The organism is Listeria ivanovii subsp. ivanovii, assembly GCF_900187025.1.
Taxonomy (GTDB): domain Bacteria; phylum Bacillota; class Bacilli; order Lactobacillales; family Listeriaceae; genus Listeria; species Listeria ivanovii.
In genome coordinates this window covers 1,423,603-1,438,088 of the sequence record NZ_LT906478.1, presented here as the reverse complement: position 1 = coordinate 1,438,088, position 14,486 = coordinate 1,423,603, and the positions used below count along the sequence as shown (strand labels likewise).

Sequence of the window (14,486 nt, the reverse complement as noted above, 5' to 3'; positions counted from 1 at the left end):
TCCCGTAGTAAACTTTTTACCATAAACGAAAGAAGGTCAGGGAGCATGAAAAAGGAGAAAGCAGAACGTACAAAAGAAAGCTGGAGAAAAGCACAGAATGCTCCCAGTTTAAGCGAGGTAAATAATTCCGTAGCAATTCCAAAAGATGCGAAGTTTTTCCGGAAATTACTGGCATTTATGGGACCGGGAGCACTCATCGCAGTTGGCTATGTTGATCCAGGGAATTGGGCAACCTCTATCGCCGGAGGATCTGAATTTGGTTACACTTTACTTTCTGTTATTTTAATTTCTAATATTTTAGCTGTTTTATTACAATCACTCGCATCCAAATTGGGAATTGTTACTGGTCGCGACTTGGCCCAAGCTTCTAGCGACAGTTTTTCCAAACCATTTGGATTTGTCTTGTGGATTTTAGCTGAATTAGCCATTATTGCAACAGATATTGCAGAAGTAATTGGAAGTGCAATTGCCCTTAATCTGCTATTTGGTATTCCGTTAATCTGGGGTGTTTGCATTACCGCTCTTGACATATTTCTTGTGCTCTTCCTGCAACACAAAGGTTTCCGTTACATAGAAGTTATCGTTATTACTCTAATGGTTACAATACTTGTTTGTTTCGGAGCAGAAATGGTGATGTCGCATCCTGATGTACAAGCCATTGCCAAAGGATTTATTCCCCAAGCGGAAATTGTAACCAATCCTGCGATGCTTTATATCGCACTTGGAATTCTTGGAGCAACAGTAATGCCACATAATTTATATTTGCACTCATCGATTGTTCAAACAAGGCAATATGCTAGAACCAAAGAAGGAAAGAAGGAAGCCATTCGTTTTTCTTTTATTGATTCTACTTTTTCATTAACTATTGCTTTATTAATTAATGCTTCCATTTTAATTTTAGCAGCAGCAGCATTTTATACAACCGGACAAAATAATGTAGCTGGAATTGAAGATGCTTATAAGTTATTAAATCCTACACTTGGAAGTAGCATTGCGAGTACAGTTTTTGCAGTTGCTTTATTAGCTTCTGGTCAAAACTCAACCTTAACAGGGACACTAGCTGGCCAGATTGTTATGGAAGGTTTCTTAAATATCCGTTTAAAACCAGTAGTACGACGATTGCTAACTCGTTTCTTAGCAATTGTTCCGGCCGTTATTATTACTGCACTATACGGAGCAAATGGAATTAATGAACTTTTGATTTTTAGTCAAGTTATTCTCTCAATGCAATTATCTTTTGCTGTCATTCCACTAGTTATGTTTACGAGTGATAAACGGAAAATGGGAGATTTTGTTAATCCGCCTTGGTTAAAAATTATTTCTTGGGCCGTAGCAATTTTTATCGCTGTTTTGAATATTTATTTATTATTTTATACTTTAACGTCATTATAATTAATCAGGAAGACAATAATAATATTATGTAAACTATTAAAAAATATTTTCTCATTTCTTTCCCTCGAAATTTTCATCTTTATGCTATATAATTAAATTATATTATACTAATGGCGTAGTAAAGGTGTTGAATAAAGATGACGGATAAATTATTAAAACAACATAAACGACTTTTAGAACAGCAACATAGACTACCATACACGATTGATTTGGGTGGAGAAATATTTACTGTGATTATTTATACTAAATTAAGTAAAGTAGCTGGTGTGACTGTCTTAAACTCAAAAGAAGAACCAGCAACTATGAATGAAGCAAAAGCAGTAGTTAATCGCATTCAAAAATATAATTTTTATTTTGAATACTTGGGCAAACGCGCACATGTCGTCAAAGAACGCGATAGCATCATTGCCGAGAAAATCGAACAAACGCAATTAATTTTAAACGATAACACAATTTTTGGCGAACAAATGCAACCAACAATTGATGAGCTCAACTTAGCAATGGAAGTATATAAACAACAACAACGAAAAATGGATATTTACCAAGAAGATATTACATTACTTAACGAAAAAATTAAAATGCAAGGTGAAATTTTGGAAGAGGACTGGGAATCTGCTGAAAATCTTTCTATTATGTTTGCTAAAGCTGCTTATGCTCAGACTATTTATTTAGAAGCAACGCGAAAAAACCGGAAACAGTTAGCAAAATGGTTTCATCTCCATCAAAAAGAATTACCATTAGAAAAGCAAAAAGCATTAAGCAAAATTATTTCTGTTCTAAGCGATACAAATGCTGGTCTCGTATTTGATCAAATTATTTCACTTAGACCGTTGTTAGAGGAAGGATTAATGCTTGATCACGGACAAGCCTTAACCCAGCTTGCTAGTGAATTTAACAAAGAATTTGAAACACATTGTCGTTTCTATAAACCTAATATTAATAAAGTGAAAAATTTAATTAGACAATAAAAATAAGCTAAGCGCAGTATCAACTCCGCTTAGCTTATTTTTTATTTTACTAGACCTTGTTTTTGCAAGTAATTTTTAGCAACAGTATAAGCTGATTTACCATTTACATTGACCTCATAATTCATTTTTCGCATTTCGTCATCGGTAATTTTACCAGCAAGTTTGTTTAATGGTTTTCTAAGTTCTGGGTGTTCATCCAGTGTTTCTTTTAACAGCAGTGGGGCGCCTTGATAAGGAGGGAAGAGTTGCTGATCATCCTTAAGTACTTTTAGTTTATACTGCGCTAGTTCGCTGTCTGTTGAATAGGCATCGAGCAAATTAATATCGCCAGACTTAATTGCGTTATAGCGCAGTTTTGGTTCCATCGTTTTTAAATTAGGGAAAGTAAGTCCATAGGTTTCTTGGATTCCTTTATACCCATCCGAGCGATCTTTAAATTCTAAAGTGAAACCAGCTTTCACTTGATCCGTTACTGGACCTAAATCAGATATTTTTTCTAAATTATTTTCCTTAGCAAATTCCGGTGAAACAGCTAAAGCATAAGTATTATTATATTTCATCGGTTTTAGATAAGCCATATCAAAATCTTTCGCTAATCCGTCACGAGCTTGCTCATACACTTTCTCAGGATTATGCGTTTTGGCATTTACCTTTAAGAAAGTTTCCAAAACCGTACCTGTGAATTCTGGATAAATATCGATATCTCCAGATTTTAGTGCATTAAATACGAAACTTGTTTTACCCATATTCGGCTTAACATTAACTTTCAAGTCAGTTTCATCTTCAATAACTATTTTATACATATTAATTAAGATTTCTGGTTCGGCTCCTAGTTTACCTGCAATAGTAATCTCTTTTTTGTCAGAAGTAAGGTACGGAACAACAACGATTGCCGCTGTGAGTAGGACCCCGGCAGAAATGGTAATAATGGTACTTCTAAATGATGCTTTTTCAAGAAACCGCAATAAAAAGTCAAACAAAATTGCTAGTAATGCAGCTGGAATAGCACCTAGTAGAATTAAACTATTATCATTACGATCAATTCCAAGTAAAATTAAGTCCCCTAAACCACCGGCGCCAATTAATGCCGCAAGTGTAGCCGTTCCAATAATGAGCACCATCGCAGTTCGGATACCAGCCATTATAACGGGCATAGCTAAAGGTAGCTGTACTTTATATAATCTTTTCCATTTGTTCATTCCCATTGCACGTGAAGCTTCAACAAGGGCTGGGTCAACTTCTTTTATCCCAGTATATGTATTCCTCAAAATCGGAAGGAGAGCGTAAATAACAAGCGCAATAATCGCTGGAACGATTCCAATACCAACTAGTGGAATTAATAAACCTAGTAGGGCAAGTGATGGTATCGTTTGAAAAATAGCTGCTACTTGGATGATCGGCTCAGCAAGTCGCTTATGTCTAGTTAAATAAATACCAAGTGGTAAAGCAATTAAAACAGCAATAAAAAGCGAAACAAACGAAATTTGAATATGTTGAACAAGGGCAGTAAATAGTTCATCTTTACGAGCCTCAAAAGTATTTAATAATGTATTCATACTAGCTCACCTGAACTTTCTAGGTGGCGCGCTAAGAATTGCATTACATGCTTATTTGTAATGGTTCCGACGAATTTGCCCGAAGCTTCATTTAGAACAGGAATAGATTGTTCCTCCGCCACACGACGTATTAAATTCTCCACCGGCTCTTTTAAAGAAATGCCAAGAGTTCCGTCGCTCGTTTGGTAGTCATAAAATAAATCTGCTTCTATTAAATCATTCACTGTAAAACTACCTTCTAAAATGGGTGTATTAAAAGCATGACCAGAAGCTAAGAAATCTTTAACAAAATCATTCTCTGGGTTTTTAATAATTTCTTGTGGTGTAGCGACTTGAACAATTTCGCCTTCTTGCATCACGCAAATTCGGTCACCAAGAGCAAGTGCTTCTTGCATATCATGGGTTACAAAGACAATCGTTTTTTTGATTTTCTTTTGAAGTGCCGAAATATCTTGTTGAAGTCGTTGCCTTGAAATGGGATCCAGTGCGCTGAAAGGTTCATCCATTAAAATAATTCCAGGGTCAGCCGCGAGCGCGCGAACTACTCCAACTCGTTGTTGCTCTCCTCCAGATAGTTCCGCTGGTTTACGGTGGCGATAGCTTTCCGGATCAAGTCCAACGCTATCTAATAACTCGGTAATCCGAGCATGAATTTTTTCTTTATCCCATTTTTTCAGTTCTGGCACAATTGCAATATTTTCTTCTATGGTCATATGGGGAAATAGAGCAATTTGTTGCAAAACATAACCGATATCCCAGCGAAGTTCATGAATATCGTAATCGCTAATTCTTTTTTCATTGATATAGATTGTTCCTGTCGTTAAAGGAATCAATCGGTTAATCATTTTGAGTGTTGTTGTTTTCCCGCAACCACTTGGTCCGATGAAAACGAAGAATTCGCCATCTTTTATGTCAAGTGTCACATTCTTCACAGCAGTTTTATCATTATTATAATTTTTAGATACACTGTCAAAACGAATCATTTTTTCATCCCTTTCCTTATTAATCGAATATATGTTCTACATTATAACGTTTTTACTTTTAAATCACAAGAACATACCCTCCAATTACCCTAAATTACCATTAATTATTCCTAAGCGGATAAAAAAACACTGGAATTGTTTGTAAAAAAGATGTTCCATGATAAAATAGAAGCAGTGATTTTAAAAAATACATCCAAGAAAGGTTTGAAATAAGTAATGAGAAATATCCAAACAGAATTTCCGCATATTTCCATCAAGTTAAATGAACCATTATCTCAATATACCTATACAAAAACAGGTGGAAAAGCAGATATATTTGTGATGCCAAAGACAATTAAAGAAACGCAAGAAATTGTCTCGTATTGTCATCGAAAAAACATCCCACTAACAATCCTTGGAAATGGATCGAATTTAATAATAAAAGATGGCGGCATTCGAGGCGTGATCCTACACCTTGATTTACTTCAATCAATAGAAAGAACAAACACGCAAATCACCGCGATGAGTGGGGCCAAATTAATTGAAACAGCAAAATTCGCCTTAGAGGAGAGTTTGAGTGGACTTGAATTTGCTTGTGGTATTCCTGGTTCGATTGGTGGAGCACTACATATGAATGCTGGTGCATATGGAGGCGAAATAAGTGATGTTTTAGAAGCTGCAACTGTTTTAACCCAATCTGGTGAACTAAAAAAGTTAAAACGTGCTGAATTAAAAGCAGCCTACCGTTTTAGTACAATTGCAGAAAATAACTATATTGTTTTAGATGCAACATTTTCACTGCAATTAGATGACAAAAATAATATTCAAACAAAAATGGCTGAATTAACTGCTGCAAGAGAAGCAAAACAACCACTCGAATATCCTTCATGTGGCAGTGTATTTAAGCGTCCAGCTGGTCACTTTGCAGGGAAATTAATTCAAGATAGTGGTTTACAAGGACATATAATTGGTGGTGCACAAGTTTCATTAAAACATGCTGGTTTTATCGTGAATATCGGAGGTGCAACAGCAACAGATTATATGAATTTAATCACTTTTGTTCAAAAAACAGTACGTGAAAAGTTTGACATCGAATTGGAAACCGAAGTCAAAATAATTGGTGAAGATAAGGAAGCAAAAAATAATTAGGAGGTAAAACATCTTTGAAAGAACTTAGTTTATTTTTACAAAATCGGAGTGTTAAACGTGTTGGAGTATTTCTATTAATCGCCTTTGTTTTATATTTACTTCGGAGTCAAATGAATATTATTTTATTAACGTTCATTTTTTCTTACCTTATTACTCGGCTAGAGAATTTTATTTTACGGAGAATTTCAATTTATCGGCAGATTATTGTTTTGTTACTGTATACAATAATTGCTGTAGTGATTGTACTAGTTTTCGTTAAATATATACCTGTTTTAGGTGAACAGGTAAATCAATTAGTCAAATTTGGCAATAGTTTCTTCAAAACAGAGAGCAACAATGATTTTATTAATTATATTATCCGCTTAGCAAATCAATTCAATATTATGAAATTCACAGAACAAGGCGTATCAATGATTTTGACTTATTTAACCAATGTAGGAACTGTGCTAATGAATGTTTTCATTGCATTAATGCTAAGCCTATTTTTCTCCCTAGGTAAAGATCATCTAATTTCATTTACCAATCAGTTTTCGACAAGTAAAATTGGTTTTATTTATGAAGAGGTAAAGTTTTTTGGATCAAAATTTGTTGGGACATTTGGTAAAGTTATTGAAGCACAGTTTATCATTGCGCTTGTGAACGCGATTTTAACAACTATCGCGCTTTGGATTTTACATTTCCCGCAGTTAATGACTTTATCGATTATGGTGTTCTTACTAGGTTTAATTCCAGTAGCAGGGGTTATTATTTCGCTCGTACCACTAACTATTATCGGTTATTCGATTGGTGGCGTAGAATATATTTTCTATATTTTAATAGTCGTTATTATCATCCATGCGTTAGAATCTTACGTATTAAATCCGAAATTAATGTCAGCCAAAACTAATTTACCTGTATTCTACACTTTTATCATCCTAATTTTCGGGGAGCATTTCTTTGGGATTTGGGGATTAATCGTTGGTATACCAGTCGTCATGTTCTTTTTAGATGTTCTTGGAGTGACAGGGCAAGAAGAAATAGAACAGCCAAAAGACACCATCAGTCATACTTAATGCGCACGGGGGTTCTTCCACATTTGTGGGAAAATCCCTGTTTTTTTGAAAGGGGAGAAGAATAGTGAAAAAACATCTTTTTGTTATTTCATTAGATGCTCTAGGGGCACTTGATTTAAAAGATACTAGCGAACTACCTGCCTTACATGAATTAATTCATAATGGAACACATATTGAAGAAGTCGAAACAATTTATCCATCACTTACATATCCAGCCCACACAACCATTATTACGGGGCACTATCCAAATACACATGGCATCGTTAATAACACAAAAATCCAACCACAGAAAGATTCACCAGACTGGTATTGGTACAAAAAAGCGATTCAAGTTCCTACATTATATGATTTAGCGAAAGAAAAAGGAATGACAACAGCGGCTTTTTTATGGCCAGTGGCTGCAAAAAGTGGAATTGATTATAATATCGCCGAAATTTTCCCCAATCGCTTTTGGTTAACACAAATGATGGTTTCTTTAAATGGTAGTTCTCCGTTTTTTCTAATTGATATGGACCGGAAGTTTGGTCATCTTAGAAAAGGAATTAATCAACCTGCACTTGATACATTTCTAACAGCTAGTGTGGTAGACACAATAAAAACGAAAAAGCCAGATTTACTTTTAACTCATTTAGTAGACATGGATAGCATGCGACATGCACACGGAGTTCATTCATTAGAAGCAAAGGCAGCTTTGAAACGGCATGACAATCGACTCGGACAAATCATTCAAGCTACAAAAGAAGCAGGTATTTATGAAAATACAGTTTTCGCGGTACTCGGAGATCATTATCAGTTAGATGTAACACACGCAATTCGTTTAAATGTTCTTTTTGCCGAAAATGGTTGGCTTCAAGTAGTTGATAGTAAAATTACTGATTGGCAAGTATATGCAAAAAGCTGTGATGGCTCCTGCTATATTTATACGAAAGATGAAAGACTAATTCCTGCAATTATGAAGTTGCTTCAAAAGGTTAAAGGGATTGAAGCGATCATAACGAACGAAGAGATTTCTCGTCGAGGAGCCGATCGCAATGCAGCATTAATGGCAGAAGGGAATCTAGGATATTATTTTATGGATGATTTATATGGTCCAGCAAATGAAGTTGTCACGAAAGATATGCTCGGAAAACCTGGCTATTACAAAGCTGTACATGGTTACTCTCCTGAAAAAGAAAATTATCAAACGACTTTCATTTTTAATGGTCCAGGCATCAAATCAGATGCGAAAATGGCTAATGCGAGGTTAATTGACGCTGCGCCTACTTTTGCTGAAATTCTTGGCTTACAGTTTCCAAATACAGCTGGCTCAACTTTAAGTGACATATTCGAATAAGAAAAGGGGAGAAATATAGGTGGCATATACAAAGGAAGAGAAAAGCTGGATTTTTCAAGATTGGGCGAATTCTGCTTATTCGATTATGATTACAACTGCTATTTTACCGATTTATTTTAAAGGTGTTGCAGCAAATGCCGGGATTGCTGATACTACATCCACGGCTTACTGGGGTTATGCGAATTCAATTGGTACTTTGCTTATTTCCTTATTGGCACCGATACTCGGAACCATTGCAGATTACCAATTCTTTAAGAAACGCTTTTTTGGCGTTTTTACAGGCATCGGTATCGCTTTTACCTTTTTGTTAATTTTTATTCCTACTGATGCATGGTTGTTATTACTTGGTTTTTATGTCTTATCACTAATAGGTTTTTCTGGCGCAAATATTTTTTACGATGCTTTTTTAATTGATGTGACAACAAATGAACGAATGGATAAAGTATCATCAGCCGGTTATGCATTTGGTTATCTTGGAAGTTGCATTCCGTTTATTATTTTTATCATTTTCCAAGCAACAGGGATTTTACCGATTAGCGATGTGGCTCTGGTAAATATCGGCTTTGTGATGACGGCGCTTTGGTGGTTGTTTTTCACGATTCCAATGTGGAAAAACGTGCACCAAGTCCATTATATTCCAGCAGTGAAAGATCCTGTTAAGACAAGTTTCAAACGACTTTTCCACACGATTAGTCATATTAGTGAGCATAAGAATATCGTCCTCTTTTTAATTGCTTATTTCTTTTATATTGATGGTGTTGATACGATTTTTCGGATGGCCACTTCTTATGGGATTGACTTAGGCATTTCGCAAACGACTTTAATTTTGATTCTATTGATGACCCAACTAGTAGCATTTCCTTTTACGCTATTATATGGTTATCTGGCTAAACGTTTTAGTGCAAAGCCACTTATTTTCACCGCAATTTTTGTGTATATCGTTATTTGTATTTATGCTGTATTTATGAAAACGGCGTTAGACTTTTGGATTTTAGCCATGCTAGTCGGAACATCTCAAGGTGGAATTCAAGCACTAAGTAGATCATTTTTTGGTAAAATTATTCCTAAAAAACGTTCCAATGAATTTTATGGTTTTTATAATATCCTTGGAAAATTTTCGGCAATTATCGGACCAGCTTTAATGGGCGTTATTACGCAAATTACTGGAAAAACTCAGTACGGTGTGGCCAGCTTAATTGTTCTTTTTTTAGTTGGTGGTGTGATGTTTTTGTTTGTAAAAGAGAAAAACTTAGAAAATCTTTAAATCCTTTTAAGAAAGTCCTTATCTTTCAATGTTATTCTGGATGTAACCTTTGAAAAGGAGGATGCCAGGATGAAAAGATATTTTATCATTTTAATTCTACCGATAATTTCTATTTTTACGGCAGTGGCAATGTATTTTTCCTGGTTTCAGGGATGGCTTTACTTTTATTTAAAACATGTAATGGCCTCTGTTAGTCATATGGGCTACATTACAGTTGGCATTACAGCTTTATTGCTTTATTTCGTTACCATTCAATTAGTTAATTGGAAAATTAATAAAGCGTTATTTGTCCTTTGCTATATGATGTATTTTGGGATATTACTTTGTTTATTATTTGGAAAAGCATCGAACACACAAGGATTTTCCAGGGATACTTTTGGCTTTATTGATACCTTTTTAGCAGGGAATTTACGTGTTATTACGATAGGAAATGTTCTTGCTTTCATACCAATTGGGTTTTTATTAAAGAAAATCGGATTTATGAAAGCAATAATTTACGCACTGATGATGATTTTTTCAGTAGAAGGGGCTCAGTATATTATGCATGTTGGCTTCTTTGATACCGGAGATGTTTTCTTGAACGTTTCAGGTATTATGCTTGGATATGTCCTTATCCGTTTTTTGCAACTAGGAAAAACAAAAATACTCAAAATAAAACCGACTAGCTAAATTGCCTAGTCGGTTTTTCTATTATTTTCTGACGTACTGCCGCTTATGGTCTTGAATCCCAGTTAAGATTATTTCTGCTGGATCGCTTGTTGGATCGATTTCGAGCGTAGAGCCATCTTTTGGCAATTGTTGTTTAAATTTAGTTTCATAATTTGTTACAGATAATTTGGTTCGATTTTTCAGTAATTCTGCGTGTTGATTTTTTTGGATATGTTTTTTAAAGCCTGGTTGTAAAATTCCGTGGAAAAATTCACCAACAGCTCCTGAACCATAACTGAAGAAACCAATTTTATCATTTTCTTGTAAATTATCTTGGTGGTCTAATAACGAGATAAAACTTAAGTATAAAGATCCAGTATAAATATTACCGATATTTCTGCTATAAAGCGTGCTTAGTCGATAATTTTCCAGTAATTTTTCTTGTACTCCTGCTGGAGCTGTTTCAATAATTAAGTCAAGTGCTTTTTTGCCCATTTTTGTATATGGTAAATGGAAACAAATAGCTGCAAAGTCTTCTAATTTTTGATTGAATTTCTCGGTATATCTAGTCCAAATCGTCTTAAAGAAGTGAATATATTGTTCTGTCGAATATTTACCCTCTACACAGGCATATTCCGAATAAACAGGACGCCAGAAATCCATGATATCTTCCGTATAAAATACATTGTCATCTTGAAGAGCAATACAGCGCGGATTAGCTGAAATAAGCATCGCAACTGCTCCAGCTCCTTGCGTTGCTTCACCCGCAGTAGCTAGGCCATAACGAGCGATATCAGAGCCAATGACTAAAACTTTACTACCAGGGTGTTTTGCTACATAATCTTTTGCTAGATTAATCCCAGCAGTTGCCCCGTAACAAGCTTCTTTTATTTCAATTGCACGTGAAAAGGGTTGAATTCCAAGTAAATGGTGAATATAAACAGCACCTGCTTTTGATTCATCAATTCCCGATTCTGTAGCTAAAATCACTAAGTCAATCGTTTTCAAATCATCTGTATCTAAAATTTGTCTCGCTGCATTTGCGCCCATTGTAACAGAATCTTGGGTGATAGGAGCGAAAGCCATTTTATCTTGACCGATTCCAATGGTAAATTTATTCGGATCAATATTTCTAGCTTCAGCAAGTTCAACCATATCCACATAAAACGCCGGAGTATAAAAACCTATTTTATCAATTCCAATTTTCATATGTTCGTCTCAAGTCCTTTATATTTTATTTGTGAGTACTTTAATTTTAGTAGAAAAAGAAGGAAAATACAATACATCGGTCTTAATCTAGTGAGTTTTTAGCAAGTTTCATGATATAATAATTAATACATTATTACATTTAAAGGAGTTTGCTATGAACGAAGTAGTTATAATAGATGCCGCTCGCACACCAATTGGAAAATTTGGTGGAAGTTTGAAAGACATAAGTGCAGTAGAATTAGGAACAACTGTTGTAAAAGGACTTTTAGAAAGAGCTAATATTTCGCCTGAAGAAGTAGATCAAGTTATTTTTGGTAATGTGTTACAATCTGGTCTTGGCCAGAATGTAGCTCGACAAATCGCTATTAATGCAGGAATTCCTTATCAAGTTCCTGGTGTAACTATTAATGAAGTTTGTGGATCTGGTTTAAAGTCCATTATGTTTGGTAAACAAGCAATCCAACTAGGAGAAGCAGAAATTGTTGTAGTCGGAGGGACTGAAAACATGTCCCAAGCACCATTACTGCTTAATCCTGAATTAGTAGAGGAAGAAGTCAATCCTAAAAATCTGAAAAATAGTATGTTAATCGATGGTTTAACTGATGTGTTTGGTGAATACCATATGGGGATTACCGCTGAAAACGTTGCAAAAAAGTTTGCTGTGTCTCGTGAAGAACAAGATGCCTTCGCACATAACTCGCAGATGAAAGCAGCGAAAGCCCAAGAAAAAAATCTTTTTGAGGATGAAATTATTCCAGTACAATTAGCAGATGGGTCTTTTTTCAACAAAGATGAAACCATTCGTGCTAATTCGACTTTAGAAAAACTTGCTACACTGAAAAGCGCTTTTAAAGAAGACGGAACAGTGACAGCAGGGAACGCATCCGGTATTAACGACGGTGCTTCTGCCATTATTTTAATGTCTAAAGAAAAAGCCATAGCAGAAAAAATTCCTTATTTAGCAACCATCAAGATCACATCAGAAGTTGGTGTTGATCCTGCTATTATGGGATATGCGCCTTATTATGCAGTAAATGAAGCTTTAACAAAAGGCGGCTACAGCATAGACGAAATAGACTTATTCCACCTTAATGAGGCTTTTGCTTCTCAATCAGTTGCTGTTGCAAGAGATTTAAAAATTCCAGAAAACAAATTAAATATTTATGGCGGCGCTATTGCGTTAGGACACCCAATCGGTGCATCTGGAGCTCGCATTGTCGTATCATTATTAAATGAGTTAAAACACGAAAACAAGCGCACTGGTCTAGCCTCGTTATGTATTGGTGGCGGGATAGGTATTGCAATGGTTGTTGAAAGAGCATAGATTTAAAAATATACTAAAAGGCTAATGTCAAGATTTTTTGCATTAGCTTTTTAGTTTTCATTGCATCTTTATGGCGAAAATATGAATAAATACGTGACGATTTTATGAAAAGTGCCTGTTAGCCTCAACTCTGATTCTATTTAGTGCTAGAATATGTATATTCAGAGAAAAAGGAGGTCTTTAATGAAACATCCAAGAAAACTATATAGATCATTAATTGTATTATTTTCCATCGTGAGCATGACTTTAGCTCCTTTTTCTGCCAAAGCAGCAACTATGCCAGCTCCACAAGTTGACCAACTTTATATTGGTGATGATTATATAACTGGAACATTACAACAAGAAGTTCCCATGCACTATCCTGGCAACGGAGCATATGTGCTTTTAAACAATAAAGAATATAGTGTGTTCGAATATACTGTTGAAAACGACACATACTTCTGTTTAAAATTACCAAAAACGCTAGAAGCAGGGGATACTTTAAATTACTTTACCATCACAGGAAATGTATTAGATCCAGTTGCTTATCCTGGTCAAGAGATATACAATATGGCGGGACCATTTATCCCCATTGAAAAAGCGAAGATTCAAGTCCATTATTTAGATGAAGCCAATCAACCATTAGCTAATTCGAATACACTAATAGGTAAACTTGGCGAAATTTATTCCACAACACCTAAAACAATTGATGGCTACCAGCTGAAAATAACTCCAAATAATGCAACTGGGACATTTACAACAAACACAGAAGTAACAGAAGTGAACTATGTATACGAACAAGCTCCATCTCAAGGTGAAAATGTTACTGTTCAGTATATTGATGAAGCAACCAATCGAGCAATTGCAAATTCAGAAACACTTTCAGACAAAATCGGAGCTCCTTATCCATCAATAGCTAAAACGATTGATGGATACCAACTTTCTGAATTACCATTCAATCAATTTGGAACATTTTCTGCAAACGCTCAAACGATCACATATAAGTATAAAAAAGTTGTTACGCTAGGTGTAGCACAAGATGTAACGGTAACTTATCAAGATACAGAAGGAAAAACACTAGTTGAACCAATTATTTTAACTGGTGATTTAGGCACAATCTATGAAACAGCAGCAAAAGCATTTGATGGCTATACTTTAACAAAGGAACCTGCTAATAGTACCGGAATATTCACGACATACACACAAGATGTATCGTATGTGTATACTAAAAACAAAGACAAATCGATTGTAACTCCAATTGTCCCAAATACACCTTTAAAACCAGCAGAAAAAGCTTACAAAAGTGTAAAAGAAATAAGTCATGCCACAAAACTTAGCCTACCAAAAATGCAAGCTTCTCTTCCGAAAACAGGGGATGAAAATAGTAACAAGCCTCTGATTATTGGTATCGCATTATTAATAGGTGCTGGCTACATGATGACTATTCGAAAAACTTAAATAGGTTTTTGAAATAAGCCCTAATCGTAATATCGATTAGGGCTTATTTCAATGGGAATAGAGTGAATTTTCTCTTATTATTCACCATTTCTTCATAAATGAGATAAATAGGTTATTTTTTTTATGAATATACAGAAAAATAATTAGAGTCAGGTAGGATATTATATTAAGTATCTACATAGATATTAAACT

The 14,486-nt window shown here is 35.1% G+C and carries 12 protein-coding genes; 9 read left to right on the top strand and 3 right to left on the bottom strand.

Features of this window, described 5'->3' with window-relative positions:
- The first annotated feature begins 45 nt into the window (after positions 1 to 45).
- Positions 46 to 1,392: an Nramp family divalent metal transporter gene (locus CKV67_RS07110; protein WP_014092805.1), complete on the top strand. Its 1,347-nt coding sequence runs from the start codon at positions 46 to 48 to the stop codon at positions 1,390 to 1,392.
- A 137-nt stretch (positions 1,393 to 1,529) separates the two neighbouring features.
- Positions 1,530 to 2,360: a hypothetical protein gene (locus CKV67_RS07105; protein ID WP_014092804.1), complete on the top strand. Its 831-nt coding sequence runs from the start codon at positions 1,530 to 1,532 to the stop codon at positions 2,358 to 2,360.
- 41 nt (positions 2,361 to 2,401) lie between these two features.
- Here the strand turns inward: CKV67_RS07105 and CKV67_RS07100 are convergent, their stop codons facing one another.
- A complete protein-coding gene (locus CKV67_RS07100) occupies positions 2,402 to 3,916 on the bottom strand; it encodes an ABC transporter permease/substrate-binding protein (RefSeq protein WP_014092803.1) in 1,515 nt (504 codons plus the stop codon).
- Positions 3,913 to 4,899 (bottom strand): ABC transporter ATP-binding protein, encoded by a 987-nt coding sequence (locus CKV67_RS07095; RefSeq protein ID WP_014092802.1) that lies wholly within the window; start codon positions 4,897 to 4,899, stop codon positions 3,913 to 3,915. Before CKV67_RS07095 ends, CKV67_RS07100 begins: the two co-directional genes overlap by 4 nt.
- 216 nt (positions 4,900 to 5,115) lie before the next feature.
- On the opposite strand from CKV67_RS07095, the gene murB reads away from it, so the two are divergent.
- From murB to CKV67_RS07070, 5 genes are all read left to right on the top strand, one after another.
- Positions 5,116 to 6,027: a UDP-N-acetylmuramate dehydrogenase gene (murB, locus tag CKV67_RS07090; protein ID WP_014092801.1), complete on the top strand. Its 912-nt coding sequence runs from the start codon at positions 5,116 to 5,118 to the stop codon at positions 6,025 to 6,027.
- Positions 6,028 to 6,041: 14 nt separating this feature from the next.
- Positions 6,042 to 7,079, top strand: a complete 1,038-nt coding sequence (locus CKV67_RS07085; RefSeq protein ID WP_014092800.1) for an AI-2E family transporter — start codon at positions 6,042 to 6,044, stop codon at positions 7,077 to 7,079.
- 64 nt (positions 7,080 to 7,143) lie between these two features.
- Positions 7,144 to 8,412 (top strand): alkaline phosphatase family protein, encoded by a 1,269-nt coding sequence (locus CKV67_RS07080; RefSeq protein WP_014092799.1) that lies wholly within the window; start codon positions 7,144 to 7,146, stop codon positions 8,410 to 8,412.
- A 19-nt stretch (positions 8,413 to 8,431) separates the two neighbouring features.
- Complete coding sequence (locus CKV67_RS07075) at positions 8,432 to 9,676, top strand: MFS transporter (protein WP_014092798.1); 1,245 nt, start codon at positions 8,432 to 8,434, stop codon at positions 9,674 to 9,676.
- A gap of 69 nt (positions 9,677 to 9,745) precedes the next feature.
- Positions 9,746 to 10,345 carry a VanZ family protein gene (locus CKV67_RS07070; protein WP_014092797.1) on the top strand — a complete coding sequence of 200 codons (600 nt, stop codon included), beginning with the start codon at positions 9,746 to 9,748 and terminating at the stop codon, positions 10,343 to 10,345.
- Between the two features lie 21 nt (positions 10,346 to 10,366).
- Here the strand turns inward: CKV67_RS07070 and CKV67_RS07065 are convergent, their stop codons facing one another.
- Positions 10,367 to 11,533 (bottom strand): hydroxymethylglutaryl-CoA synthase, encoded by a 1,167-nt coding sequence (locus CKV67_RS07065; RefSeq protein ID WP_014092796.1) that lies wholly within the window; start codon positions 11,531 to 11,533, stop codon positions 10,367 to 10,369.
- 154 nt (positions 11,534 to 11,687) lie between these two features.
- Between CKV67_RS07065 and CKV67_RS07060 the strand changes: the two genes are divergently transcribed.
- Both CKV67_RS07060 and CKV67_RS07055 read left to right on the top strand, forming a co-directional pair.
- Positions 11,688 to 12,857: a thiolase family protein gene (locus CKV67_RS07060; protein ID WP_014092795.1), complete on the top strand. Its 1,170-nt coding sequence runs from the start codon at positions 11,688 to 11,690 to the stop codon at positions 12,855 to 12,857.
- A gap of 183 nt (positions 12,858 to 13,040) precedes the next feature.
- On the top strand, positions 13,041 to 14,294 hold the full coding sequence (locus tag CKV67_RS07055; RefSeq protein ID WP_025279933.1) for a MucBP domain-containing protein: 1,254 nt from the start codon (positions 13,041 to 13,043) through the stop codon (positions 14,292 to 14,294).
- The last annotated feature ends 192 nt before the right edge of the window (positions 14,295 to 14,486 follow it).